Origin of the sequence: Achromobacter animicus (assembly GCF_902859585.1) — a bacterium.
GTDB lineage: Bacteria > Pseudomonadota > Gammaproteobacteria > Burkholderiales > Burkholderiaceae_B > Achromobacter > Achromobacter animicus.
The window spans coordinates 104621-129237 of sequence record NZ_CADIJM010000004.1 but is presented as its reverse complement, the minus strand read 5'-3'; the positions used below and the strand labels follow the sequence as shown (position 1 = coordinate 129237).

The 24617-nt window shown below is 65.8% G+C and carries 23 protein-coding genes; 15 read left to right on the top strand and 8 right to left on the bottom strand.

The features are described from left to right. Positions 1-26: 26 nt before the first annotated feature. The 6 genes from putA to HV681_RS12985 all read left to right on the top strand — a co-directional run bounded on the left by putA (position 27) and on the right by HV681_RS12985 (position 8940). Entirely contained in the window at positions 27-3848 is a 3822-nt protein-coding gene (putA, locus tag HV681_RS13010; RefSeq protein ID WP_175123466.1) for a trifunctional transcriptional regulator/proline dehydrogenase/L-glutamate gamma-semialdehyde dehydrogenase, read from the top strand. 239 nt (positions 3849-4087) lie between these two features. Continuing rightward, a complete protein-coding gene (locus HV681_RS13005; RefSeq protein WP_175123465.1) occupies positions 4088-5233 on the top strand; it encodes a branched-chain amino acid ABC transporter substrate-binding protein in 1146 nt (381 codons plus the stop codon). A 167-nt stretch (positions 5234-5400) separates the two neighbouring features. Next, positions 5401-6330: a branched-chain amino acid ABC transporter permease gene (locus HV681_RS13000; RefSeq protein ID WP_175123464.1), complete on the top strand. Its 930-nt coding sequence runs from the start codon at positions 5401-5403 to the stop codon at positions 6328-6330. Then, a complete protein-coding gene (locus tag HV681_RS12995; RefSeq protein WP_175123463.1) occupies positions 6327-7415 on the top strand; it encodes an ABC transporter permease subunit in 1089 nt (362 codons plus the stop codon). The genes HV681_RS13000 and HV681_RS12995 overlap by 4 nt, the downstream gene beginning before the upstream one ends. Next, positions 7412-8215, top strand: a complete 804-nt coding sequence (locus tag HV681_RS12990) for an ABC transporter ATP-binding protein (RefSeq protein ID WP_056324304.1) — start codon at positions 7412-7414, stop codon at positions 8213-8215. The genes HV681_RS12995 and HV681_RS12990 overlap by 4 nt, the downstream gene beginning before the upstream one ends. Further along, positions 8212-8940 carry an ABC transporter ATP-binding protein gene (locus HV681_RS12985; protein ID WP_175123462.1) on the top strand — a complete coding sequence of 243 codons (729 nt, stop codon included), beginning with the start codon at positions 8212-8214 and terminating at the stop codon, positions 8938-8940. Before HV681_RS12990 ends, HV681_RS12985 begins: the two co-directional genes overlap by 4 nt. A gap of 45 nt (positions 8941-8985) precedes the next feature. Here HV681_RS12985 and HV681_RS12980 read toward each other — a convergent pair whose 3' ends face one another. The 3 genes from HV681_RS12980 to HV681_RS12970 form a co-directional block, all read right to left on the bottom strand. Further along, positions 8986-10257, bottom strand: coding sequence for a CaiB/BaiF CoA transferase family protein (locus tag HV681_RS12980; protein ID WP_175123461.1), 1272 nt, complete (start codon positions 10255-10257; stop codon positions 8986-8988). Between the two features lie 21 nt (positions 10258-10278). Continuing rightward, positions 10279-11067 (bottom strand): enoyl-CoA hydratase/isomerase family protein, encoded by a 789-nt coding sequence (locus HV681_RS12975; RefSeq protein WP_175123460.1) that lies wholly within the window; start codon positions 11065-11067, stop codon positions 10279-10281. A gap of 61 nt (positions 11068-11128) precedes the next feature. Continuing rightward, the gene (locus HV681_RS12970) at positions 11129-12124 is read right to left on the bottom strand and encodes a Bug family tripartite tricarboxylate transporter substrate binding protein (protein WP_175123459.1); all 996 of its coding nucleotides are present in this window, start codon (positions 12122-12124) and stop codon (positions 11129-11131) included. 128 nt (positions 12125-12252) lie between these two features. Here HV681_RS12970 and HV681_RS12965 point away from each other — a divergent pair, with 128 nt between their 5' ends. Further along, positions 12253-12957, top strand: a complete 705-nt coding sequence (locus HV681_RS12965) for a GntR family transcriptional regulator (protein WP_175123458.1) — start codon at positions 12253-12255, stop codon at positions 12955-12957. A gap of 35 nt (positions 12958-12992) precedes the next feature. Here the strand turns inward: HV681_RS12965 and HV681_RS12960 are convergent, their stop codons facing one another. After that, positions 12993-14276: an MFS transporter gene (locus tag HV681_RS12960; RefSeq protein WP_175123457.1), complete on the bottom strand. Its 1284-nt coding sequence runs from the start codon at positions 14274-14276 to the stop codon at positions 12993-12995. Positions 14277-14403: 127 nt separating this feature from the next. On the opposite strand from HV681_RS12960, the gene HV681_RS12955 reads away from it, so the two are divergent. Together HV681_RS12955 and HV681_RS12950 are read left to right on the top strand one after the other, a co-directional pair. Continuing rightward, complete coding sequence (locus HV681_RS12955) at positions 14404-15036, top strand: TetR/AcrR family transcriptional regulator (protein ID WP_254594134.1); 633 nt, start codon at positions 14404-14406, stop codon at positions 15034-15036. A 171-nt stretch (positions 15037-15207) separates the two neighbouring features. Beyond that, a complete protein-coding gene (locus HV681_RS12950; protein ID WP_105239468.1) occupies positions 15208-15429 on the top strand; it encodes an XRE family transcriptional regulator in 222 nt (73 codons plus the stop codon). 78 nt (positions 15430-15507) lie between these two features. Here HV681_RS12950 and HV681_RS12945 read toward each other — a convergent pair whose 3' ends face one another. Together HV681_RS12945 and HV681_RS12940 are read right to left on the bottom strand one after the other, a co-directional pair. Then, complete coding sequence (locus HV681_RS12945) at positions 15508-16797, bottom strand: Nramp family divalent metal transporter (protein ID WP_175123456.1); 1290 nt, start codon at positions 16795-16797, stop codon at positions 15508-15510. Between the two features lie 129 nt (positions 16798-16926). Beyond that, positions 16927-17352, bottom strand: a complete 426-nt coding sequence (locus tag HV681_RS12940) for an OsmC family protein (RefSeq protein ID WP_056562575.1) — start codon at positions 17350-17352, stop codon at positions 16927-16929. Between the two features lie 294 nt (positions 17353-17646). Between HV681_RS12940 and HV681_RS12935 the strand changes: the two genes are divergently transcribed. From HV681_RS12935 to HV681_RS12910, 6 genes are all read left to right on the top strand, one after another. Continuing rightward, positions 17647-18801, top strand: a complete 1155-nt coding sequence (locus HV681_RS12935) for an ABC transporter substrate-binding protein (protein WP_175123455.1) — start codon at positions 17647-17649, stop codon at positions 18799-18801. 178 nt (positions 18802-18979) lie between these two features. Next, positions 18980-19891 carry an ectoine/hydroxyectoine ABC transporter substrate-binding protein EhuB gene (gene ehuB, locus HV681_RS12930; protein ID WP_175123454.1) on the top strand — a complete coding sequence of 304 codons (912 nt, stop codon included), beginning with the start codon at positions 18980-18982 and terminating at the stop codon, positions 19889-19891. Between the two features lie 9 nt (positions 19892-19900). Beyond that, a complete protein-coding gene (gene ehuC / locus HV681_RS12925) occupies positions 19901-20554 on the top strand; it encodes an ectoine/hydroxyectoine ABC transporter permease subunit EhuC (protein WP_175123453.1) in 654 nt (217 codons plus the stop codon). Then, on the top strand, positions 20551-21222 hold the full coding sequence (gene ehuD / locus HV681_RS12920; RefSeq protein WP_175123452.1) for an ectoine/hydroxyectoine ABC transporter permease subunit EhuD: 672 nt from the start codon (positions 20551-20553) through the stop codon (positions 21220-21222). Before ehuC ends, ehuD begins: the two co-directional genes overlap by 4 nt. Continuing rightward, positions 21219-21989 (top strand): ectoine/hydroxyectoine ABC transporter ATP-binding protein EhuA, encoded by a 771-nt coding sequence (gene ehuA, locus HV681_RS12915; RefSeq protein ID WP_105239461.1) that lies wholly within the window; start codon positions 21219-21221, stop codon positions 21987-21989. The genes ehuD and ehuA overlap by 4 nt, the downstream gene beginning before the upstream one ends. Before the next feature lie 97 nt (positions 21990-22086). Beyond that, positions 22087-23199: an NADH:flavin oxidoreductase/NADH oxidase gene (locus HV681_RS12910; RefSeq protein ID WP_175123451.1), complete on the top strand. Its 1113-nt coding sequence runs from the start codon at positions 22087-22089 to the stop codon at positions 23197-23199. A gap of 121 nt (positions 23200-23320) precedes the next feature. Here the strand turns inward: HV681_RS12910 and HV681_RS12905 are convergent, their stop codons facing one another. Together HV681_RS12905 and HV681_RS12900 are read right to left on the bottom strand one after the other, a co-directional pair. Then, positions 23321-23971, bottom strand: a complete 651-nt coding sequence (locus HV681_RS12905) for a dUTPase (protein WP_175123689.1) — start codon at positions 23969-23971, stop codon at positions 23321-23323. A 91-nt stretch (positions 23972-24062) separates the two neighbouring features. Continuing rightward, on the bottom strand, positions 24063-24614 hold the full coding sequence (locus HV681_RS12900; RefSeq protein WP_175123450.1) for a hypothetical protein: 552 nt from the start codon (positions 24612-24614) through the stop codon (positions 24063-24065). Positions 24615-24617: the final 3 nt, after the last annotated feature.

Sequence of the window (24617 nt, the reverse complement as noted above, 5' to 3'; positions counted from 1 at the left end):
TGCCATGCGACAGGAAGCAATCTCTTATGGCCAGCACGACCCTCGGCGTCAAAGTCGACGACGCACTCCGCGACCGCCTGAAAGCCGCCGCCACCAAGCTCAACTGCACGCCGCACTGGCTGCATAAGCAGGCGATCCTGTCCTATCTGGACAAGATCGAGCGCGGCCATCTGCCCGCCGAGATGTCCCACCTGAGCGCGGATGCCGCGGGCGAAGAGGATGCGGCCGAATCCCATGCCGCACCCACGCCGCCGTTCTACGAATTCGGCCAGGACGTGCAGCCGCAATCCGTGCTGCGCGCCGCCATCACGGCGGCCTATCGCCGGCCGGAACCCGAGTGCGTGCCGCTGCTGTTGGGCCAGGCCCGAGTGCCCAACCTGGAAAAGGTGCACGCGATGGCGGCCGGCCTGGTCAAGAAGCTGCGCGGCAAGCGCACCGGTGGCGGGGTCGAAGGCCTGATCCAGGAATTCTCCCTGTCCAGCCAGGAAGGCGTGGCGCTGATGTGCCTGGCCGAAGCGCTGCTGCGCATTCCCGACCGCGCCACGCGCGACGCGCTGATCCGAGACAAGGTCGCCCGCGGCGACTGGAAGTCGCATATGGGCGGTTCGCAATCGCTGTTCGTCAACGCGGCCACCTGGGGTCTGATGATCACGGGCAAGCTGGTGGCCGTGAGCAGCGAGCAGTCGCTGTCCAAGGCGCTGACGCGCCTGATCGGCAAGGGCGGCGAGCCGCTGGTGCGCAAGGGCGTGAACATGGCCATGCGCATGATGGGCGAACAGTTCGTCTCCGGCCAGACGATTTCCGAAGCCCTGGCCAACAACCGCAAGATGGAATCGCGCGGTTTCCGCTATTCGTATGACATGCTCGGCGAAGCGGCGACTACGGCGGAAGATGCCGAACGCTACTACGCCTCGTATGAGCAGGCCATCCACGCGATCGGCAAGGCCGCCGCGGGCCGCGGTATCTACGAAGGCCCCGGGATCTCGATCAAGCTGTCCGCCCTGCATCCGCGTTATTCGCGTGCCCAGCGCGAGCGCGTCATGGCGGAACTGCTGCCGCGCGTGAAGGCGCTGACCATCCTGGCGCGCAGCTACGACATCGGCCTGAACATCGACGCCGAAGAAGCCGATCGCCTGGAGATCTCGCTGGACCTGCTGGAAGCGCTGTGCTTCACGCCTGAACTCGAAGGCTGGAGCGGCATCGGCTTCGTCATCCAGGCTTACCAGAAGCGCGCGCCGTTCGTCATCGATTACGTGATCGACCTGGCCCGCCGCAGCCGCCATCGCGTGATGGTGCGACTGGTGAAGGGCGCGTACTGGGATAGCGAAATCAAGCGTGCCCAGGTCGACGGCCTGGAAGGCTACCCGGTCTACACCCGCAAGCTGTACACGGACGTGGCGTACATTGCCTGCGCCCGCAAGCTGCTGGCCGCGCCCGAAGCCGTGTATCCGCAATTCGCCACGCACAACGCCTACACGCTGGCAGCGATCTACCAGCTTGCCGGCCAGAACTACTACCCCGGTCAATACGAGTTCCAGTGCCTGCACGGCATGGGCGAGCCGCTGTACGAAGAAGTGGTCGGCCCGCTGACCCAGGGCAAGCTCAACCGTCCGTGCCGCATCTACGCGCCGGTCGGCACGCACGAAACCCTGCTGGCGTACCTGGTGCGCCGCTTGCTGGAAAACGGCGCCAACACCTCGTTCGTGAACCTGATCGGCGATGAAACCATCCCGGTCGAAACGCTGGTTGCCGACCCGGTGGAAGCCGCCTCGCGCATCACGCCGCTGGGCGCCCCGCACGAGAAGATTCCGCTGCCGCGCGAGCTTTACGGCAATCCGCAGGACGGCGCCCGCGCCAACTCGGCGGGCCTGGACCTCAGCAACGAACATCGCCTGGGCTCGCTGTCGGCGGCCCTCTTGGCCAGCGCCGGCACGCCGTGGCGCGCCGGTCCCATGCTGGGTGAAGGCGGTGAACAATGGGATGCCGCCAAGGCAATCGAAGTGCGCAACCCCGCCAATCTGCGCGACGTGGTCGGCCATGTCATCGAAGCCGATTCGGCCGACGCCGAAGTCGCCCTGCGCGCCGCCGCCAATGCCGCGCCGATCTGGCAGTCCACGCCGGTCGCCGAGCGCGCCCAGTGCCTGCGCCGCGCGGCGCAATTGCTGGAAGAACAGATGCAGACCCTGCTGGGTCTCATCGTGCGCGAAGCCGGCAAATCGCTGCCGAACGCCATCGCGGAAGTGCGCGAGGCCGTGGACTTCCTGCGCTACTACGCCGACCAGGCCGAGCAGGAATTCAGCAACGACACGCACCGTCCGCTGGGCACCGTGCTGTGCATCAGCCCGTGGAACTTCCCGCTGGCGATCTTCACCGGTCAAGTGGCGGCCGCGCTGGCGGCGGGCAACACCGTGCTGGCCAAGCCGGCCGAGCAAACCCCGCTGATCGCGGCGCAAGCCGTGGCCATCCTGCGCGCGGCCGGCGTGCCTGCCGGCGCCGTGCAGCTGCTGCCGGGCCGCGGCGAAACCATCGGCGCGCAACTGGTGGCCAATCCGGGCGTGCGCGGCGTGATGTTCACGGGCTCGACCGATGTGGCGCGCATCATCGCTCGCACCCTGGCCGACCGCCTGGACGATAACGGCCACACCATCCCGCTGATCGCGGAAACCGGTGGCCAGAACGCCATGGTGGTGGACTCGTCGGCCCTGTCGGAGCAAGTCGTATTCGACGTGCTCAGTTCGGCCTTCGATTCGGCCGGCCAGCGCTGCTCGGCGCTGCGCGTGCTGTGCGTGCAGGAAGACAACGCGGATCACGTGCTGACGATGCTGCGCGGCGCGATGCGCGAGCTGGCCGTCGGCAATCCGGATCGCCTGTCGGTTGACGTGGGTCCCGTGATCGACACCGAGGCCCGCAACGGCATCCAGCGTCACATCGAGTCCATGCGCACGGCCGGTCATCGCGTCGACCAGGTCGAACTGAACGGCGAATGCCGCCACGGCACCTTCGTGCCGCCGACCATCATCGAAATCGACAACGTCAGCGAGCTGACCCGTGAAGTCTTCGGGCCGGTGCTGCACGTGGTGCGCTACAAGCGCGACGAACTCGACGCGCTGCTCGACGCCGTCAACGGCACGGGTTACGGACTGACGTTTGGCGTGCACACGCGTATCGACGAGACCATCGCGCACGTGACGGGCCAGGTCCACGCCGGCAACGTCTACGTCAACCGCAACATCGTGGGCGCCGTGGTGGGCGTGCAGCCGTTCGGCGGGGAAGCGCTGTCGGGTACGGGTCCGAAGGCGGGCGGTCCGTTGTACATGTACCGCCTGCTGGGCACGCGCCCCGCAGGCCTGCCGCCGGCGCTGGACGCCGCGGCGCCGCTGCCGCAGCGCATCGCGCTGCCCGGCCCGACGGGCGAGACCAACACCTATATGGTCGAGCCGCGAGGCGCCGTGTACTGCGTGGCCGCCACCGAGGCTGGCGCGCGGGCGCAGTGGTCCGTGGCCCGCCTGACCGGCAACCACGCGTGGTTTGCGGACACGCCGGCCGCGCAGGCGCTGCTGGCGACGCTGGATGCCGATCAGCAGGGGCAGGCCGGTATCCTTTCGGATGCTGACGTGGACGAGGCCGACTACCAGGCCGTGCTGTTCGAAGGCGACGGCGACGCGCTCAAGGCGCTGAACCAGCGCATCGCGCGGCGCCCGGGTCCCATCCTGGCGGTGCACGGCCTGACCTCCGACGCCTTGGCGGCGGGCGCCAGCTACGTGCCGGAACGCCTCCTGACCGAGCGTTCCGTCAGCGTCAACACGGCGGCCGCGGGCGGCAACGCCAGCCTCATGACCATCGGTTAAGCGTGACCAGGGGTAACCCTCAGGAAACTGAGGGTTATCTCCAATATCGGGCTAGGTTGCACTGGAACGAAAATCCGGTCGCACCTCTGGCTTGGCTGCCGCAATCCGGCATTCAGGCTCTGCAGAAAATGCATGCGCGGGACCCGGATATCACTGGGCCCGCGGTAGTAAAAAACCAAAAGCCTGGCTAAAAGCTCAGGTATAACAAGGCCTTAGTCCGATATTTCGGAGGATTCCCCATGAAGTTCCGCACCACTTTGAAGCTTCTCGCTGCAAGCATCGCCGCCGCCGGCATGACGGCCGCCGTGCAGGCCGCCGACGTCAAGTTCGGCTTCGCAGCCCCGCTGACCGGTCCGCAATCGCACTACGGCGAGGACATGCAGAATGGCCTGAACCTGGCCCTCGAAGAAGCGAACAAGAAGGGCATCAAGATCGACGGCGAGACGGCCAAGTTCGTGCTGGTTTCGCGCGACGACCAGGCTGATCCGCGCGTGGGCGTGCAGGTCGCCCAGCAACTCGTCGACCAGGACGTTGTGGGCATCCTGGGTCACTTCAACTCGGGCACCACGATTCCCGCGTCGCGCGTCTACCACGAAGCCGGCCTGCCGCAGATCGCCATGGCGACCTCGCCCGAATACACCAAGCAGGGCTACGAAACCACGTTCCGCATGATGACCAGCGACACCCAGCAGGGCGCCGCGGTCGGCAAGTTCATCGTGCAGAACCTGAAGGCCAAGAAGGTCGCGATCATCGACGATCGCACCGCCTACGGCCAGGGTCTGGCGGACGAAGTCGAGAAGGCCGTCAAGGCCGCCGGCGGCCAGGTCGTGCGCCGCGAATACACCACCGACAAGGCCAACGACTTCACGGCCATCCTGACCAACATCAAGGGTTCCGCGCCCGACGCCATCTTCTACGGCGGCCTGGACGCCCAGTCCGGCCCGATGAAGCGCCAGCTCGCCACGCTGGGCCTGGAGGCCCCGCTGGTGTCCGGCGAAATGACGCGTAGCGACACCTTCATCAAGCTGGCCGGCGATGCCGCCGACGGCACCTATGCCTCGCTGGCCGGCGTGCCGCTGGACAAGATGGCCGCGGGCAAGGACTTCGATCAGAAATACCAGGCCCGCTTCAAGAAGGCGCCCGGCGTGTACGCGCCGTACGCCTACGACGGCGCCTGGAACATGATCACGGCCATCGAAGAGGCCGGTTCCGCCGACCCCGAAAAGTACCTGCCCAAGCTGGCCAAGCTGAACCGCAAGGGCGCGACGAGCGAGCACATTTCCTACGACGACAAGGGCGATCTGAAGGAAATCTCGGTCACCATCTACGAAGTCAAGAACGGCAAGTGGGAGATGGTTGAAACGATGGTCAGCCAGGCTAACTAAGCCGGCTTGAAACCAGGGCGGAGCTAGCCGCGCGCCGCTAGCCGCGCGCCACGTTCCGCCCCCTCTTTTCCGCACGCGCCGTCCGGCGCAGCGGCGCGCGACGCGCGGCCAGGCCTTTGCGCCCTGGCCGCCCCGCGCGATTCTTCCAGGCTTATTCAGCGGCCCCTATGGATATCTTCATTCAACAACTGATTAACGGCGTCACGCTCGGCAGCGTGTACGCCCTGGTCGCCCTTGGCTACACCATGGTGTACGGCATCATCGGGCTGATCAACTTCGCGCATGGCGACGTCGTCATGATTGGCGCAATGGCTGCCACCACGGTCGCCATCACGCTGGTGGGCGGCGATCCCGGCGCCTCGGCCTTCATGGTGCTGGGCGTCGGCCTGCTGGTCTCCGTCCCGCTGTGCATGGCGGTGGGCTGGACGGCCGAACGCGTGGCCTACCGGCCGCTGCGCCGCGCGCCGCGTCTGGCAGCGCTGATCACCGCGATCGGCGTGTCCATCATCCTGCAGAACGTCGCCATGATGGCCTGGGGCCGCAACTACCTGAACTTCCCGCAGGTGCTGTCGCCGCAAGTGTTCGAGTTTGGCGGCGCGCGCATGAGTTCGCTGCAGATCGCCATCGTGGTGATTGCGGCGCTGATCATGGGCGGACTGCTGGCGGTCGTGCACAAGACCCGCCTCGGCACCGCGATGCGCGCCACCGCGCAGAACCGCGAGGTTGCGGGTCTGATGGGCGTGAACATCAATACTGTGATCTCGGCCGCCTTCCTGATCGGCTCGGCGCTCGCCGCCGTGGCCGGCATGATGGTCGCCACGTATTACGGCGTGTCGCAATACACGATGGGCTTCATGCTGGGCCTGAAGGCCTTCACCGCCGCGGTGCTGGGCGGCATCGGCAATCTGGTGGGCGCGATGGCCGGCGGTCTGCTGCTGGGCATCATCGAGTCGCTGGGCGCGGGCTACATCGGCGACCTGACGGGCGGCTTCCTGGGCAGCCATTACCAGGACGTGTTCGCGTTCTTCGTGCTGGTGCTGGTCCTGATCTTCCGTCCCTCGGGTCTGCTGGGTGAACGGGTGGGGGATCGCGCATGAGCACGCATCTGAAGAAAAGCGGGTTTTCCACCCGCACGCTGATCGGCATCGCGCTGATCGGCGTCGTGCTGGCGGTGCTGCCGTTCGTGATCGGCATGGCCGGGCAAAGCTGGGTTCGCATCCTGAACTTTGCGCTGCTGTACGTGATGCTGGCGTTGGGCCTGAACATCGTGGTCGGCTTTGCGGGTCTGCTGGACCTGGGCTACATCGCGTTTTACGCGGTTGGCGCCTACACCTGGGCATTGCTTGCGTCGCCGCATTTCGGGCTGCACCTGCCGTTCTGGGCAATCCTGCCGATCGCGCTGGCGGTGGCATGCCTGTTCGGCGTGCTGTTGGGGGCGCCGACATTGAAGTTGCGAGGCGACTACCTGGCCATCGTCACGCTGGGGTTCGGCGAGATCATCCGCATCTTCCTGAACAACCTGAACGCGCCCATCAACATCACCAACGGGCCACAGGGCATCAACCGCATCGACACGTTCAAGGTTGGCGAGTTTGCGTTCGGGCGTACCCAGAACCTGCTGGGCATCCGCTTCACCGGGCCGGAAAAGTACTACTACCTGCTGCTCGCGCTGACGCTCATCATCATCGTGGTCTGCGTGCGCCTGCAGAATTCCCGCATCGGCCGTGCGTGGGAAGCCATTCGCGAAGATGAAATCGCCGCCAAGGCGATGGGCATCAACACCCGCAACATCAAGCTGCTGGCCTTCGCGATGGGCGCGTCGTTCGGTGGCGTGGCCGGCGCGCTGTTCGCGTCGATGCAGGGCTTCGTCAGCCCCGAGAGCTTCTCGCTGATGGAGTCCATTTCGATCCTGTGCATGGTGGTGCTGGGCGGCATGGGCCACATTCCGGGCGTCATCCTGGGCGCGCTGATCCTGGCTGCGTTGCCGGAGTTCCTGCGCGCCGTCGTGGAGCCCGTGCAGCACATGCTGTTCGGCGCCGTGGTGCTGGATCCGGAAGGCATCCGCATGCTTCTGTTCGGCCTGGCCATGGTGTGCGTGATGCTGTTCCGTCCGGCGGGCCTGTGGCCGTCAGCGGTACGCAAGCGCGAACTGGCGACCAAGACGCAAGGAGGCGCGGCATGAGCAAACTGCTGCAAGCCCAGGGACTGGGCAAGCGCTTCGGCGGCCTGCAGGCCTTGTCGGGCGTCAGTTTCGATATCGAACAGGGCGAGATCTACGGCCTGATCGGCCCGAACGGCGCGGGCAAGACCACGCTGTTCAACGTGCTGACCGGCCTCTACATCCCCGAGGAAGGCACCTGCACGTTCAACGGCGAATCCATGTCGGGCAAGAAGCCGCACGAGGTCGCCTACGCGGGCCTGGCGCGCACCTTCCAGAACATCCGCCTGTTCGCCAACCTGAGCGCGATCGAGAACGTGATGATCGGCCGCCACATGCGCACCCGCGCCGGCGTGCTGGGCGCGGTGCTGCGCACGCGAGCAACGCGTGCCGAAGAGGCCGCCATCGAGGCGCGCGCTCAGGAACTGCTGGACTACGTCGGCATCGGCCATCGCGCCAACGACGTCGCGCGGTCGCTGCCGTATGGCGACCAGCGGCGCCTGGAGATCGCGCGTGCGCTGGCGACGGATCCCAAGTTGCTGGCGCTGGACGAACCGGCCGCGGGCATGAATGCCTCGGAAACGGTAGTGCTGCGCAAGCTGGTCGAAAAGATCCGCGCGGACGGTGTCACCGTGCTGCTGATCGAACACGACATGAAGCTCGTCATGGGCCTGTGCGATCGCGTGCTGGTGCTGGAGTACGGGAAAGTGCTGGCGATGGGCAAACCCGCCCAGGTGCAGCGCGATCCCAAGGTCATTGAAGCGTATCTGGGCGCGGGCGCCGCGCAGGATCCGCTCATTCACAACGAGGGCCAGGCAACATGACGGCATCCCAACCCCTGCTCGAGTTGCGGGGCCTGCAAGTGTCCTACGGCGGCATCCGTGCAGTGCGCGGCATCGACCTGCGCGTGGACGAAGGTGAACTGGTCTGCCTGATTGGCGCCAACGGCGCGGGCAAGAGCACGACGCTGCGCGCCGTCTGCGGACTGGTGCCACTTGCCGGCGGCGAAGTCGTCTACGGCGGACAATCCATCGGCGGCCAGAAGTCGCATGAACTGGTCCGCAAGGGCCTCGTCATGGTGCCCGAAGGCCGCGGCATCTTCGGGCAACTGACCATCGAAGAAAACCTGGCGATGGGCGGCTACATCCGCCGCGACGCGGCCCAGATCCGCCAGGACACGGATCGCGTCTTCACCTTGTTCCCCCGCCTGGCCGAACGCCGCAAGCAGGCCGCCGGCACGTTGTCTGGCGGCGAACAGCAGATGGTGGCGATGGGCCGCGCGATGATCGCGCGTCCCAAGCTGCTGCTGCTGGACGAGCCGTCGATGGGCTTGGCGCCCTTGATGGTGGAAAAGGTGTTCGAAGTGGTTCGCACCATCGCCAGCGAAGGCGTCACCATTCTGCTCATCGAGCAGAACGCGCGCCTGGCCCTGGAAAACAGCCATCGCGGCTACGTGATGGAGTCGGGCGAGATCACCTTGTCCGGTCCCGCGCGCGACATGCTGCACGATCCCAAGGTGCGCGCGGCGTATCTGGGCGAAGTGGAGTAATCGGGCGGACGCAAGGCGGTCTTGCCGCCTTGCGTTCTTGCTGCTTCAGGCCTGCACCGGCTCGCGGTCCACGGCCGCAACCACCCCGGCGCCGATCAGCGCGTCGATCTCTTCCTTGCCGTACCCGAATTCCCCCAGGATCGCGATGGAGTCCTCGCCCAGCCGCGGCGCGGCGCGATGGTAGCGGGCGGGCGTGGCCGACAGTTTCACGGGCATGCCGACGGTGCGTACCTTGCCGGCCACCGGATGATCCTGTTCCACCACCATTTCACGCGCCAGCGTCTGCGGGTGCGATAACGCCTGCGCGATCGAGTGCACGGGGCCCGCCGGAACACCCGCGTCGTCGAAGATGTTCAGCCATTCCTGCGCATCACGGGTCTTCAGGATGACGGAGATTTCCTCCACCAATTCATCGCGGTTCTGCATGCGGTCGCGGTTGCGGGCAAAGCGCGGATCTTCCGCCCACTCGGGCCGCCCCAGCGCCTGCGCGATGCGCTGCCAGTTCTTTTCGTTGGCGCCGCCGATGATGATCCAGTCCGTACGCGTGGGAAACGCCTGGTACGGCGCGCTCAGCACATGCGCTGATCCCGTGGGACCGGGCGAGACGCCGCTGCCGAAATAGATGGCGGCGTGCCAGTAGAGCTGCTGCAGGCTGGCTTCCAGCAGCGAAGTTTCCACGATTTGGCCTTCGCCGGTGCGTTGCTTGTGCTGGTACGCGGCCAGCACGCCGAAGGCCGCCAGCAGGCCGGCGTTGATGTCGGCCACCGAATTGCCGGTGCGCAGCGGCGGGCCGCCAGGCTCACCGGTGATGGCCATCAGGCCTGAGAACCCTTGCGCCACGAGATCGAAGCCGCCTTTATCCGCAAAGGGGCCGGTTGTGCCGTAGCCGGACACGGCGCAATAGATCAGGCCCGGGTTCTCCTTGCGCAGGGTCTCGTAGCCCAGGCCCAGCTTCTCCATCGTGCCCTTGCGGAAGTTCTCGGTCACCACGTCGGCGTCGCGGATCATGCGCAACAGGACCTTCTTGCCTTCCAGATGTTTGAGGTCCAGCGCGATGGCGCGCTTGTTGCGGTTGAGCATCAGGTAGGGCGCCGAGATGCCGTTGATCTGCGGGTCGCGGTACTGGCGCGAATCGTCGCCGCCGTCGATCTTTTCGACCTTGATGACGTCGGCCCCCAAGTCGGCCAGCATCATGCCGCAGGTGGGCCCAGCCATGATCTGGGACAGCTCGATGACGCGCATGCCGGCCAGCGCGCCGGCGGGGGCATCAGAACCAGGGAAGGGCGGGCGGCCGGAGCCGCGGGTGTCGTTGTGCATGCGTATTCCTCGATCTCTCGTTCAGCGGCCGGTAAATTGCGGCTTGGCCTTGGCCAGGAAGGCGCGATAGCCCGCGCGGAAGTCTTCGGTGTCGAAGCAGTCGAAAGCCTCGTCGCGGTCGGCGTCCGTCAGCGTCTTGCCCTGCACCAGATTGCGCACGAACTTCTTGTGCCAGCGGGCCACCAGCGGCGCGCCATCGGCGATCCGGCGTGCGGCCGCCTGCGCCTCGTCGGCCACCTTGTCGTCCGCGACCACGCGCGAGACGACGCCCAGGCGCAAGGCTTCGGCGGCGTCGAAGATGTTGCCTTCCAGCAAGACCTGCAGCGCGACGGTCGGACCGACCAGCCGAACCAGCGGGGCCAGCTCCGAGTACGACATCACGAGACCCAGATTCTTGATGGGCACGCCGAACCGCGAGCTTTCGCCGCAGATGCGCAGGTCGGCCAGGCTGGCGATCTCCAGCCCGCCGCCCACGCAGATGCCGTGGATCTGCGCGACCACGGGGTGACGGCAGCCGCCGATCGCCTCGATCGTGCGGCGCATGACGGCGCCGTATTCCACCGCCTGGCGCTTGTTGCTGCGCGCGGTCTCGAATTCGCCGATGTCGTTGCCGGGCGAAAACGCCTTCTCGCCCGCGCCGCGCAGCAGCACGCAGCGCACGCCGTCGTCGCGGTCCAGTTCGAGAAACATGTCGCCCAGCAGCCGCCAACTGTCGATCGTGAAGGCGTTGAGCTTTTCGGGCCGGTTCAGCACCACGGTCGCGATATCGCCGTTGCGCTCGAGCAGGATGGGGGTAGCGGTAGCAGTCATGAGGTTCCTTTTGCTTGCGCGGGGCGGTCCCCGCCGGATGGGTCGGGTTCAGCGTCGAGGCTTATTGCTTCTTCAGGCCCAGGCTCGCGGTGAGCTTGCCGTACTTGCTCCATTCATCCCGCACGTAGGACGCGAAGGCCGCGGGGGTTTGCGGGCCGCCGCCCAGGTCCATGCCCTGGTCGGCCAACTTGGCGGCGATCTCGGGGTCCGCGAGCGTCTGGGCGAGTGCCCGATCCAGCTTGTCCATGATCGGACGGGGCAGTTGGGCAGGCGCGAGGACGGCGTACCACTGCACGACGTCCAGACCCTTGATGCCGGATTCGGCCAGCGTCGGCACGTCGGGCAGCCGCTTGCTGCGTTCGGGGCTGGTCACGGCCAGCGGACGCAGCTTGCCCGCCTGGATCTGGTTGATTGCGCCGGGCAGCGTGTCGAAGTTCAGGTCGACGTTGCCGCCGAGCAGGTCGGTCATGGCCTGACCGCTGCCTTTGTAGGGCACGTGCTCCATGGACACGCCGGCAATCTGCGAAAACCGCGCGGCGCTCAGATGCTGCGGACTTCCCATGCCGGATGAGGCGTACAGCAGTTGCTTGGGCTTGGCCCGGGCGTCGTCCACCAGATTCTGCACGGTGGTGTAGGCATGCTTGGTGGGGTTTACGACCAGCACGTTGGGCACGGATCCGATGTACCGCACCGCTGTGAAATCCTTGTTGGGGTCGATGTTGGACTGCACGACATACGGGGCGGCGACGGTGGATTGCATGTTGGCCAGGAGCAGCGTGTAGCCGTCCGGGTCGGCCTTGACCACGTAATCGGCCGCGATCAGGCCGGAGGCGCCCGGCTTGTTCTCGACCACGACCTGCTGGCCAAGCAGGGAGGAGAGCCGTGCCGACAGAATCCGGGCCGACACGTCGGTGCCGCCGCCCGGAACGAAACCGACGACCAGGCGAATGGGACGTTCCGGCCATTTCGAGTAGTCCTGCGCCAGGGCGGGGGCGGCGGCCGACAGTCCGGCGGACAGCGTCAATACGCCGATCCAGGCGCGAGCATGCTTTTTCATAGGGTCTCCTTTGGTGGATGAATCCTGCCCAGGGGCTGCTTGCTCTATGATTTGGGTCAGGTTGGTATGCCGTTGGTGTTTGGTATACCAGATACAAAAATAGTCGAAGTCGCGAGCATGAACAACCCATGGCTAACCCTGAACCCCTGATTGCTGACGTGTCCGTCCCCGATTTGGCCATCCACCATCCCACCTTGCCGGCGGTCGTGGCCGAACGGCTACGCCAATTGATCATCGATGGCACCCTGAAGCCGGGCACCTGGCTGAACGAACGGGATCTGTGCGATCAACTCAAGATTTCCCGCACGCCGCTGCGCGAGGCGTACCGGATGCTGGCCTCAGATGGCCTCGTGACCCTGCAGCCCAAGCGCGGGGCGATGGTGATCGAGCTGTCAGCCGAAGACATCGAAAACATCTTCGACGTGTTGTCGGTGCTGGAGGGGCTGGCAGTGCGCAGCGCCGCCGAGCGCGCGTCCGAGGCGGAGCTTGCCCAGATCGCGCGTCTGCATGCGCAGATGCTTGAAAACTATGAGAAACGCGATATCCGCGCGTACTTCGCGGCCAGCATGGGCACGCACATCGCAATCAACCGCGCCGCGCACAATCCGGCGTTGTCGCATTCCTACGACCGGTTGAACCTGCAGGTGCAGGCGCTGCGCTACAAGTCCAATTTCGACCTGGATGAATGGACGACGGCGGTGGCCGACCACGAGGCCTTCGTGCAGGCGCTGTTGGCGCGTGATGGCGAACGCGCTGAAGCGCTGATTCGCAAGCACGTCGGCGGCAAGAAAGCCTACAACCTGCGCGGCCGGTCCGGGAACGGCGTGGTCTGACGGCATGGCGGCCTGCGCCGCCATGCGGTTGGGAATCAGGCGGGCTGCACGACCACGCGCTTTCGGCCGATCATCAAGGCAAGCACGGCGGCGATGATGCCCGTCGCGCCTGACACCACGAAAGCCATCAGGTAGTTGCCCTGTGCCTCGCGCAGCGCGCCCGCCATCCAGGCGGCGCTGGCCGCGCCCATCTGGTGACCCGCCACGATCCACCCGAAGACGATCGACGCGTCGCGTTCGCCGAACGCTTCCGTCGTCAGGCGCAGCGTCGGCGGCACCGTGGCGATCCAGTCAAGGCCGAAGAAGATCGCGAAGATCGACAGGCTGTAGAACGAGAAATCGGAGTAGGGCAGGTACATCAGCGACAGGCCGCGCAAGGCGTAGTAGACGAAGAGCAGCTTGCGCGGGTCGTAGCGGTCGGTCAGCCACCCGGATGCCGTGGTGCCGAGCAGGTCAAAGATGCCCATCATGGCCAGCAGTCCGGCCGCCTGCACCTCGGGCATGCCGTGGTCGCCGCAAAGCGCGATCAGGTGCGTGCCGACCAAGCCGTTCGTCGTGAAGCCGCACACGAAAAACGTGGCGAACAGATACCAGAACGTGCGGGTCTTGGCCGCCCGCGCCAGCGTGCCGAACGTGGCGGCCACCATGCCCGTGCGCGGCGCGGCGGGCGCGGGCGGTGCGTGCGGATCGCTGCCGAACGGCACGAGGCCCACGCTGGAAGGACGGTCGGGCACCAGCCACCAGGCCAATGGCACCAGCGCGGCTGCGGCGCCCGCCACCGTCCAGACCACGCGCGTCCAATCGCCGGACGAAGCCAGCGCGGCCAGGACCGGCAGAAATACGAGCGTGCCGGTGGCGGCGCTGGCGGTCAGCAGGCCCATCATCAGCCCGCGGTGCTTGACGAACCAGCGGTTGACCACGGTGGCGCCCATGACGATCGCCACGGCGCCCGAACTCAGGCCCGAGAACACGCCCCAGGTCATGATCAGATGCCAGGGCTCGGTCATATAGGCACTGACGGCGCTGGAGGCCGACATCAGGATCAGCGCGGTGATCAGCACGCGCCGCAGCCCAAAGCGTTCCATCGCGGCGGCCGCAAACGGCCCCACCAGTCCGTATAGAAAAATGCCCAGCGCCGCGGCAAACGAAATGGAGCTTCGGCTCCATCCGAACGTCTCTTCCAGCGGCACCAGCAGCACACTGGGCGAAGACCGCAAGCCGGCCGCGACCAGCAGTGACAGAAAGATCACGCCGACGACCACGAACGCATACTTTTGGCCGGCGCGGCGGAAGGGGAAGGGAGGCTGGGCTATACTCATGTTACTGACCGGTACGTATTAGGGTTCGCGCATAGTACGTACCGGTCAGTAACATCGTCAAGCGTTTTTTGGCGACCCTGTTTCCGGAGCGGCCGTGCGTGTCGTTCCGCAAAAAAGGAGCCCCTGTATGGCCAGCAAGACCCCTTCCGCCGCCGCCACCGGCAAGGCCGGCAAATCCGCGTCCAAGCCGCTTCTGGCGGCCGACCGCATCCGCAAGACCGCTCGCGAGATGTTCTACCGCGACGGCATCCGCGCGGTGGGTGTGGACGCCATCGTCACCCAGGCGGGCGTGACCAAGCCGAGTCTGTACCGCAGCTTTTCCTCGAAGGACGAACTGGCTGCTGCGTACCTGCGCGACTACGACGCCGAATTCTGGGCACGCTTCGACGCCGCCTGCGCCGCGCATCCGGGCGACCCGCGCGCCCAGTTGCTCGACTATCTGACCGGCATGGCCGGCCGCGCGGTGCAGAACGGCTATCGGGGTTGCGGGCTGACGAACGCGGCCGTCGAGTACCCGGAATCGGAGCATCCCGCCCGCGCCGTCGCCGTGGAGCACAAGCGCGAACTGCGCCGCCGGCTGAACGCCATGGCTGCCGGGATGGGGGCGGAGGACCCGGAAGCGTTGGCAGACGGATTGCTGCTGTTGATCGAGGGCGCGTTCGTCTCAAGCCAGCTTTTTGGTGAAGGCGGACCGGCGGGCAGGGTGGCGGCGATGGCCGACAAGCTGATCCAGGCGCATCTGCCCCGCCGGACGGGCTAGGTCATCGCACAAAAGCGGTGCGTAACCCTGTGCGGCGCGCACCGTTTTGGTGGTGTTTGTCCCCATTGCGCAACGCCGAAAAAAATGTTTGTGATTTTTATTGCAACGCAGCATACGTGGATCTAAGATGGCTTCACGTTGTTCCACATCGCTTTTCTCAAGGAGAGAATCATGAGCGATACCGCGTTGAAAAATGCCCGTATGTCGGATGCGCTGGAGCGGTCCCTGATCCGCGAGGCCATCAAGGCGGAAACCCTGTCCGGTCCCCACGCAGGCTCGCGCTGGTTGCGCCTGAAGCTGCGCATGGCCGCACTGGGCGGTGCCGTCGGCGAGGTCCTGCACAATATGGACGCCGGCCGTCGTCAGCACCCGGTAGTCTCCGCCTACCACTGAAGTACCCCGCCAGAAAAAACGCCAGCTTTGATCGCTGGCGTTTTTTTTGTGTCCGCCGCAGAGGGCGGTGTGGCCCTTTCAGGCGACGAGATCAAGCAGCAGGTAGCCGTCCAGCACGATGATGCCCACGGTTGCCCCGATCGCGGCCCAGGCCCAGGCGCCCCGCAGCACATAGGCGCCCATCAGACGTTTGCGGCATGCCAGCACCACCAGCGGTCCCAGGGCGAAGGGCAACGCCAGGCTCAGGATGACCTGGCTGAGCACCAGCAATCCGTCGGGATCCTTGCCACCCGTGAACGCAAGCAGACCCACGGCGGCGGCGCCTGCCACCACGCGCGTCATCAACGCACGGCGCCGGTCCGACCAGTTGCTGCCCACCTGGAATCCCTGCGACAGGATGCGGCCAGCCAGCACGCCCGTGATGGTGGAGCTTTGTCCGGCGGCATACAAGGCCACGGCGAACACCACCGCTGCGCCGATCCCTAACGTATGGCCGATCACCGCGTGGGCGTCGTCCAGGCTGGACACCACCATCCCGGAACCGGACAGCGACGCCGCAGCGACGATCATGATCGCCGCGTTGATCAGCATCGCCACACCCAAGGACACGATGGTGTCGTTGCGCGCCACGCGCATCGCCATGCCGCGCGCCTGCTGGGGCAAGCCTTGCGCCCGTTGCGCCAGCGTGCCGGAATGCAGGTAAAGGTTGTGCGGCATAAGGGTCGCGCCAAGAATCCCCAGCGCAATGAGGAAACCTTGCGGATCGCGCAGTGCCTTGCCGGTCTCGGTCACGCCTTGGGCCACTTCCGTCCAGGCCGGATTGGCCTTGAACAGCAAAAATATGAACGACAGCGCCACCACGGACAAGAGCAGGGCGATCACGCGTTCGTGCCGATCGGCATTGCCACGCGTCATGGCCAGCACGGCGAAGGTGCCGATGCCCGTGACGGCAACCCCTGCGATGAGCGGCAGATTGAACAGCAGCCGCAGTGCAATCGCGCCGCCAATCAGTTCGGCCAGCGCGGTGGCCAGGATGGCGGCCTCGCCGGCCAGCCAGGCGGCTTTGGCCAGACGGGGCGACAGATGGCGGGCGGTGAGGGTGGCCAGATCCTGGCCGGTTGCCAGCGCCAGACGCGACACCAGCACTTGAAAGCCCAGGGCCAGAAAGGCCGATGTGATGACGACCATCAGCAGCCCGTAGCCGAAGCCGCTGCCGCCAGCGATGTCGGTGGCCCAGTTGCCCGGGTCGATGTAGCCGACGGCCACGAGGATGCCGGACCCGACCATGCGGCGCAGGTTGGCGGAAGTCCGCGCGTCCTGCGCCAGGGCGGCATTGCCGCCCGAAATCGCGTAGATGAATCCGGTCATGCGTCGCTCCTGAGAATGGTTCTCATTGTCCGGAAGCGACTTTGCATCGTCCAATTGATTTTGGCCACGCCCGGAATAGGGCGCGCCAATGATCCGGCCCCGGTTCAGAGGCCGGATCGCCCGCGTTGATCAGGACTTGAGCTTGGCGTCCATCGAGATCTTGGCGTTCAGCACCTTGGAAACCGGGCAGCCCTTTTCGGCCTTGCGCGCGGCGTCCTCGAAGGCCTCGGCGGAGGCGCCCGGAATGACCGCCTCGACGGTCAGATGGACGGCGGTGATGGCAAACCCATCGTCGAGCTTGTCCAGCGTGACTTCGGCCTTGGTGTCCAGGCTGTCCGCGACCAGGCCGGCTTCGGAAAGAATGTTGGACAGCGCCATGGTGAAGCAGCCGGCGTGCGCCGCGCCCAGCAGTTCTTCGGGGTTGGTGCCCGGCGTGTCGCCGAAGCGGGTATTGAAACCGTAGGGTTGGCTCTTGAGCGCGCCGCTCTGCGTGGAAATCGTGCCTTTGCCAGTCTTCAGATCGCCCGACCAGGCGGCGGATGCGGTTTTCTTCATACAGGACTCCTGTGTGGGAACGCGGCCGTGCGCGGCGCGTCCGGGGTGGGTGAGAGGCGCCGTCTCGCGAACGGCGCGCCTTGCCTCAGGCGGCACCGTCGATGATACGGCCCGTCACCCCGCCCGTCGCGGAAAACGCCGGTACGCAACGGCAAGCCGATGTAACGGCAGGTCGGCCACGCGTGCCTGTCGCGCGCCCGGCCGATTGAGATGGGCCGGCTACATCAAAAGGCCGCGTGAGCGCATCAGGCAAAATAGCGGCATCTCCTTCACTCCTACCCAAGAGCCGTAGTCATGCCTCGCATCCTTGCCCGCTACGCCTGCGCTGTCGCGCTGGCTGTTCCTGTCCTGTCCGCTCAAGCCGAAATCGTGATCGGCGTGGACGTGTCCACCACGGGCCCCGCCGCCGCCATCGGCATCCAGACCAACAACGCGATCCGGCTGTGGCCCAACACGCTGGGCGGCGAGCCTGCTCGTTACGTGGTGCTGGACGACGGCACTGACGTGAGCCGCGCGGTCAAGAACATGCGCAAGCTGACGTCCGAAGACAAGGTAGACGCCATCGTCGGCCCCAACATTACGGCGTCTGCATTGGCCGGACTGGACGTGCTGGCCGAGACCAAGACGCCGATGATCGCGCTGGCGGCGTCCAGCGTCATCGTCGAGCCGCAGTCGGATCCCAAGCGCACCTGGGCCTTCAAGATGCCGCAGAACGACTCGCTCATGGCGACCGTGCTGGTCGAGGACATGAAGAAAAAGGGCCTGAAGAACGTGGCCTTCATCGGCTTTGCGGATTCCTACGGCGATAGCTGGTGGAAAGAGTTTTCGGCCGCCGCCGGCTCGGACTTGAAGATCGTGGCGCAGGAACGTTTCCAGCGCACCGACGCCTCGGTCGTCGGGCAGGTGCTCAAGGTCATTGCCGCCAAGCCCGACGCGGTGCTGATCGCCGGCTCCGGAACGCCGGCGGCGCTGCCGCAAAAGACGCTGCTGGAGCGCGGTTTCACCGGCGCTGTCTACCAGACGCACGGCATCGGCACGCTCGAGTTCCTGCAAGTGGGAGGCAAGGACGTGGAAGGGACGTTGTTCCCCACGGGCCCGGGCGTCGTGGCGCGCGAGCTGCCCGATTCCAATCCGGTCAAGAAGGTGGCCGTGGAATTTGCCGACAAGTATGAACAGCAATACGGCCCGAACACGCTGACGCAGTTCGCCGGTGATGCCTACGGCGCCTGGATGCTGCTGGACTCGGCCGTGTCGCGCGCCTTGAAAACCGGCGCCAAGCCCGGCACGCCGGAATTCCGCCTGGCGCTGCGTGACGCGCTGGAAAATACCCGCGATCTGGTCGTGCCCAATGGCGTCCTGAACATCACCAAGGACAATCACCAGGGCTTCGACGAGCGCGCCCGCGTGATGGGCACGGTCAAAAACGGGCGTTTTTCGTACGCAGAATAATTGGTGCCATATCTCTGTACCGTTCGTAACGTGTTCTAACGCTCCATAGGGCAACGGACGACAAAAGCAGGCTTAGGCCTGCTTTTTCATGCCTATATCATTCGTGTCCGAATCATTTCTTAGCGTATTATTTTTAGTGAAGCCATGCACCTAGAAATAAATTCGGGAGAAATAATTCATGACCCTCATCCAATCCAGACGACTGTTGCTGGCCCTGAGCCTGGGCGTGCTTGCCGCATGTTCGGACTCGGGTGGCGACAAGTCCGCGGCCGGCGGCGGCGAGACCGCCAGTAACGCCAGCACCCTGGAAGCGGCCAAGGCGGCGGGCAAGATCCGTATCGGTTATGCCAATGAGGCGCCGTTCGCGTACATGGATAGCAAGGAGGCCAAGGTCACCGGGGAATCCGTGGAGATTGCCCGCGTGGTGCTCAAGCGCATGGGCATCAACGAAGTCGAAGGCGTCCTGACCGAGTTCGGATCGCTGATCCCCGGCCTGGCCGCCAAGCGCTTCGACATCATCGCGGCCGGCATGTACGTCACCCCCAGCCGCTGCCAGCAGGTTGCATTTTCCAACCCGACGTATGGCGTTGGCGAAGCGTTCCTGGTCAAGCAGGGCAATCCCAAGAACCTCCACAGCTACGAAGACGTGCTCAAGAATCCGGACGCCAAGCTGGGCGTCGTGGTTGGCGCGATCGAGGGCGAGTACGCCGAAAAGGTCAAGATTCCGGCCGGCCAGGTGGTCGTGTTCCCGGATGCCGTCAGCGCGTTGTCCGGCGTGCAGGCGGGCCGCGCCGATGCCTATGCCGCCACCGCGCTCACCGTCAACGACCTGATGGGCAAGACGCAGGAGGGCAGCGGGCTGGAGAAGGCCGATCCGTTCACCGATCCGGTCATCGACGGCAAGGGCGTTCGCGGCTACGGCGCCTATGCCTTCCGCACGGACGACAAGGCCTTCGCGGATGCCTTCAACGCCGAACTGGCTAAGTTCATCGGCACCGACGAGCACAAGCAGCTCGTGGCGCCTTTCGGCTTTACCGCCGACGAACTGCCCCAAGGGGTGACCGCGGACAAGCTCTGCAGCGGACAGTAAGGGGCGCCGATGCAGCTGATGTCTGAACATATCGCGGAGCTGGTGCCGCCCCTGCTCGAGGGGTTGGTCGTCACGCTCCAGATCATGGCGGGCGCGGTGGTCCTGGCGGTGCCGCTTGCGCTGCTGTCGGGGATCGGGCGGCTGTCTTCCCTGCGGCCGGTGCGGTGGACGGCGTCGGTGTACGTCGAGGTCTTTCGCGGCACGTCCGCCCTGGTGCAGCTCTTCTGGTTCTACTTCGTGCTGCCGCTTTTTGGCGTGCAACTGCCGGCCATGCTGGTCGGCATCGTGGTGCTGGCGCTGAACGCGGGCGCGTACGGCGCGGAAGTGGTGCGCGGCGCCATCCGGGCCGTTCCGCCCGGGCAGCGTGAAGCGGGCGTGGCGCTTAACCTGACGCGCCGCCAGATCATGCAGCGCATCGTGCTGCCGCAAGCGGTGCCCGCCATGTTGCCGCCGGCGGGCAACCTGCTCATCGAGCTGTTGAAGAACACCGCGCTGGTGTCGCTGATCACCATCACGGACCTGACCTTCCGCGGCCAGTTGCTGCGCAGCGAAACCCTGCGCACGACCGAGATCTTCACGCTGATGCTGCTGATGTACTTCGGCGTGGCGCTGCTGATCACCGCGGGCGTGCGCCTGCTTGAGCGGAGGGTCCGAGTCCGATGACACCGATATTCGACTGGTCTTTCGCACTGGAAATCCTGCCCACGCTGGGCTCGGCGCTCGTCATCACCATCCAGGCCACCGTGCTCGGCATGCTGGTGGCGGTCACGTTGGGCCTGGTGCTTGCGATGCTTCGCCGATCGAAGCTGCGCATCGTGTCGCTGCCCACGGCGTTCTTCATCGAGTTCGTGCGCAGCACGCCGCTGCTGGTGCAGATGTACTTCCTGTTCTACGTCCTGCCGCTGACGGGGGCGCAGATGTCGCCGCTGATGACGGGGATCGTGGCGCTGGGGTTGCACTATGCCACCTATTGCGCCGAGGTCTACCGCGCCGGCATCGAGGCAGTGCCGCGCGGCCAATGGGAAGCCGCCACGGCATTGAACATGTCGCGCTGGCGCACGACGGTGGGCGTGGTGCTGCCGCAGGCGATTCCGCCCGTGGTGCCCGCGCTGGGCAACTACCTGGTGGCCATGTTCAAGGACACCCCGTTGCTGTCGGCCATCACGGTGGTCGAACTGCTGCAGCAAAGCAAGATGATCGGATCGGCGACGTTCCGGTACACCGAACCCCTGACCCTGGTGGGCCTGCTGTTCCTGGCGCTGAGCCTGGTCGCGGCCTGGGGCGTGCGCGGCCTGGAGGCCCGCCTGCAACGATTTGGAGGAAAGCGATGAGCGCCAGCGTAAGCATCAAGAATCTGCACAAGCGTTTTGGAGACGTGGAAGTCCTGCGCGGCATCAATCTCGAGATTCCGGCGGGGCAGACGGTGGCCGTCATCGGTCCGTCGGGCTCGGGCAAATCCACGTTGCTGCGCGTGCTGATGACGCTGGACCCGCCCACGAGCGGCGAGATCGAGATCGACGGCGAACCCATGTGGACCGATGCGCAGGGCCGCCCCGCGGGCGTCAACTCCGAACACCTGCGCAACGTGCGCGGCAAGATCGGCATGGTGTTCCAGCACTTCAACCTGTTCCCGCACATGACGGCGCTGGGCAACGCCATGGAGGCGCCGCTCCACGTGCTGGGCATGCCGCGCGACCAGGCGCGCGATCGCGCCGTCGAGTATCTGGAGATGGTGGGCCTGGGCGACAAGCTGGACGTCTATCCGGCGCAACTGTCGGGCGGGCAGAAGCAGCGCGTCGGCATCGCGCGCGCGCTGGCGATGTGTCCGCAGGTCATGCTCTTCGATGAGGTCACGTCCGCGCTGGATCCGGAGCTGGTCGGCGGCATCCTGCAGATCCTGCGCGACCTGTCCGCCCGCCGCAGCATGACGATGATCATCGTCACGCACCAGATGAAGTTCGCCGAACGCAGCTCGGACCGCACGCTGTTCTTCGACCAGGGCAACATCGTCGAGGACGCCGAATCGTCGGTGCTGTTCAGCCAGCCCAAGGAGGCGCGCACGCGCCAGTTCCTGGATTCGGTGATCGAAGGGCAGTAGGCGCCCGCTTAAACCCTGCCGGGGGCGTTGGGATTTGGGGGCGTTTGCGTGTCCGGGCGCTATGCGGTGTCGTCCAACGCTCCCGGAGCCCCCTAGCATGAGCCATCTGTTCAGCCCCACGTCAATTGGCAACGTCGAACTGCCCAACCGCATCGTCATCGCACCCATGTGCGAATACTCGGCGGAAGAGGGCCGTGCCACCGACTGGCACATGATTCACCTGGGACATCTGGCGCTATCGGGCGCGGCGCTCCTGTTTACCGAAGCCACCGCGGTCGAGGCCGATGGCCGCATCTCGCCGGGAGACCTGGGCCTGTGGTCCGACGAGACCGAAGCCGCACTGGGCAAGGTGGTCGCCGCCGTGCGCCGCTACTCGCCGATCAAACTGGGCATCCAATTGGGACACGCCGGCCGCAAGGCATCCAGCGATGCGCCCTGGAACGGCGGCCAGCTCGTGCCCGAAAGCGACGGCGGCTGGCTGGGCTGGGCGCCGTCGGCCGTGCCGCACAACGCGCACGAGCCCGCGCCGCATGCGCTGGACGATGCGGGCCTTGAACGCATCCGCAATGCATTTGTGGACAGCGGCCGCCGCGCGCTGCGCCTGGGCTTTGATGCGATCGAGGTGCATGCCGCACACGGTTATCTGCTGCATCAGTTCCTGTCGCCCCTGTCGAATCGGCGCGACGACGCGTACGGGGGATCGCTGGAAAACCGCATGCGCTTTCCGCTGGAAATCTTCCAGGCCCTGCGCGACATCACGCCGCCTTCCGTGGCGCTGGGCGTGCGCGTATCGGCGACGGACTGGGTGGAGGGCGGCTGGGACCTTGAGCAGACCCTGGTGTTCGCCGAGGCGCTGAAGGCGCGCGGCTGTGAATTCATCGACGTGTCCAGCGGCGGCGTGTCGCCGCAGCAGAAGATTCCGGTGGGGCCGAATTACCAGGTCCCGTTCGCCGAAGAGATTAAGCGCCGGATCGGCATGCCGACCATCACGGTGGGATTGATCACCGAGGCCCAGCAGGCCGAGGACATCCTGGCGCAGGGCAAGGCAGACATGGTCGCGCTGGCGCGCGGCATGCTCTACGACCCGCGCTGGCCGTGGCATGCGGCGGCCGAACTGGACGGCCAGGTCAGCGCGCCGAAGCAATACTGGCGGTCGCAGCCGCGTGAGCTGAAGGCGCTGTTTGGCGAGACGCGCTTCGGACAGCGATAGGCTGTCAGGCAAGGTCAATGAAAAAACGCCGCGATTGCGGCGTTTCTTTCGTCAGAATTTTGCGGGCAGCTTTTCGCGTCGACGGTTTGCGAGCAGCGCCGGCCGTCATCGGCCACGCCGCCTACAGCTTGGCGTATGCGGCTTCCAGCTCGCGATGCAGCACGTCGGCAAAGTCCGCACTGGCGGGATCCTGCTGCGACAGCAGGCGCGCCAGCACGACGTTGTCTTCCTCGCCGTTCCAGATCTTGATGTAGGTGCCTTCCTTGTAGCCGTGCTGCTGGCGGAAGATGTTCAACACATTCTTGGACACGTATTGCGTGTAGGCGTCGTTCCAGGTCATCTGGCAGGCGGTCATCGTCTGCTCCAGGACCTTGAAGCTGGCGCGTCCGCACACGGCCAGTCCGCCGATCAGCTCAAGCAGTTCCGGCACGTTCAGCGCGTCCAGGGCGTAAGCCTTGCCGTCCAGCTCGACGCGGGCGGGTGAGGCCAGGTCGGCGACCAGCGCGCGTGCGGCGGCTTCGACGTCGCCAGCCGACTGGACAATGGTGTGCGACAGATAGAAGTGCAGGATGTCGACCAGTTCCATCTGGACCTGCGGCAGGTCGATGGTCTGCTTCTTCCACCACTTCCAGCCGTAGTGCTCCAGGGCTTCGGCCGATTCGACGAACGCGGCGCGCAGGAAGCGGGCGCCGCCGTTGACCCAGTCCGGATTGATCATGCTGTTCAGATGGCCTTGCAGCTTCAGCATCGTGGCCGCCTGGGCCTGGTTCAATCCGACTACGTTGTTCACTTTCACTCCGGGAGGGGCTGGTTCAATGGCCGGAAATGTTAGCACCAACGCCAACCAGCCAAGCCGCGGCGTGTCAGGCGCCGTCCTTGCGGTATGACGACGGCGTCAGGGGCGGCAGCTTGTTCAGCGCCGACTTGCGCGGGTTGCGCGCGCTGCTGGCCGCCTTGAACAGCATGAAGGCAAAGAAGGCCAGGAACACGGCGGGCATCAGTTCGTCCAGTTCGAACCGAGGGCTGTGAAACGCGCGGAAAGCGATGTTGGCCGCGGCCCAGCCTGCCATGATGCCGGCCACCGTCAGCACGGCGCCGATCTTGCGTGACCGCGCCTGCCGGGCGAGCGTGATGTTGGCCTCGTCGGGCTGGCCCGGGAACGTCGCCAGGGGCGCTTCGGGTGCCGAACGCGCACGCGGGGATGGCGACGCGGTATTGCCCCAAGGCGCGTCGGACAGCGAACCGGGCGTCGGGGAGGGCGGGACGGCCACGGGCATCGGCACGGCAACCGGCGCCGTCTGCCTGCGCGTTTCGCGCCGGCTGGCGATGCGGCCCGGCGAGGCGCCCTTCGCGTTGGTCAACTCTTCGATATAGCGCGCGAAATCGCCATTCTTGGGCTCGGCATCGATGGCCATGAC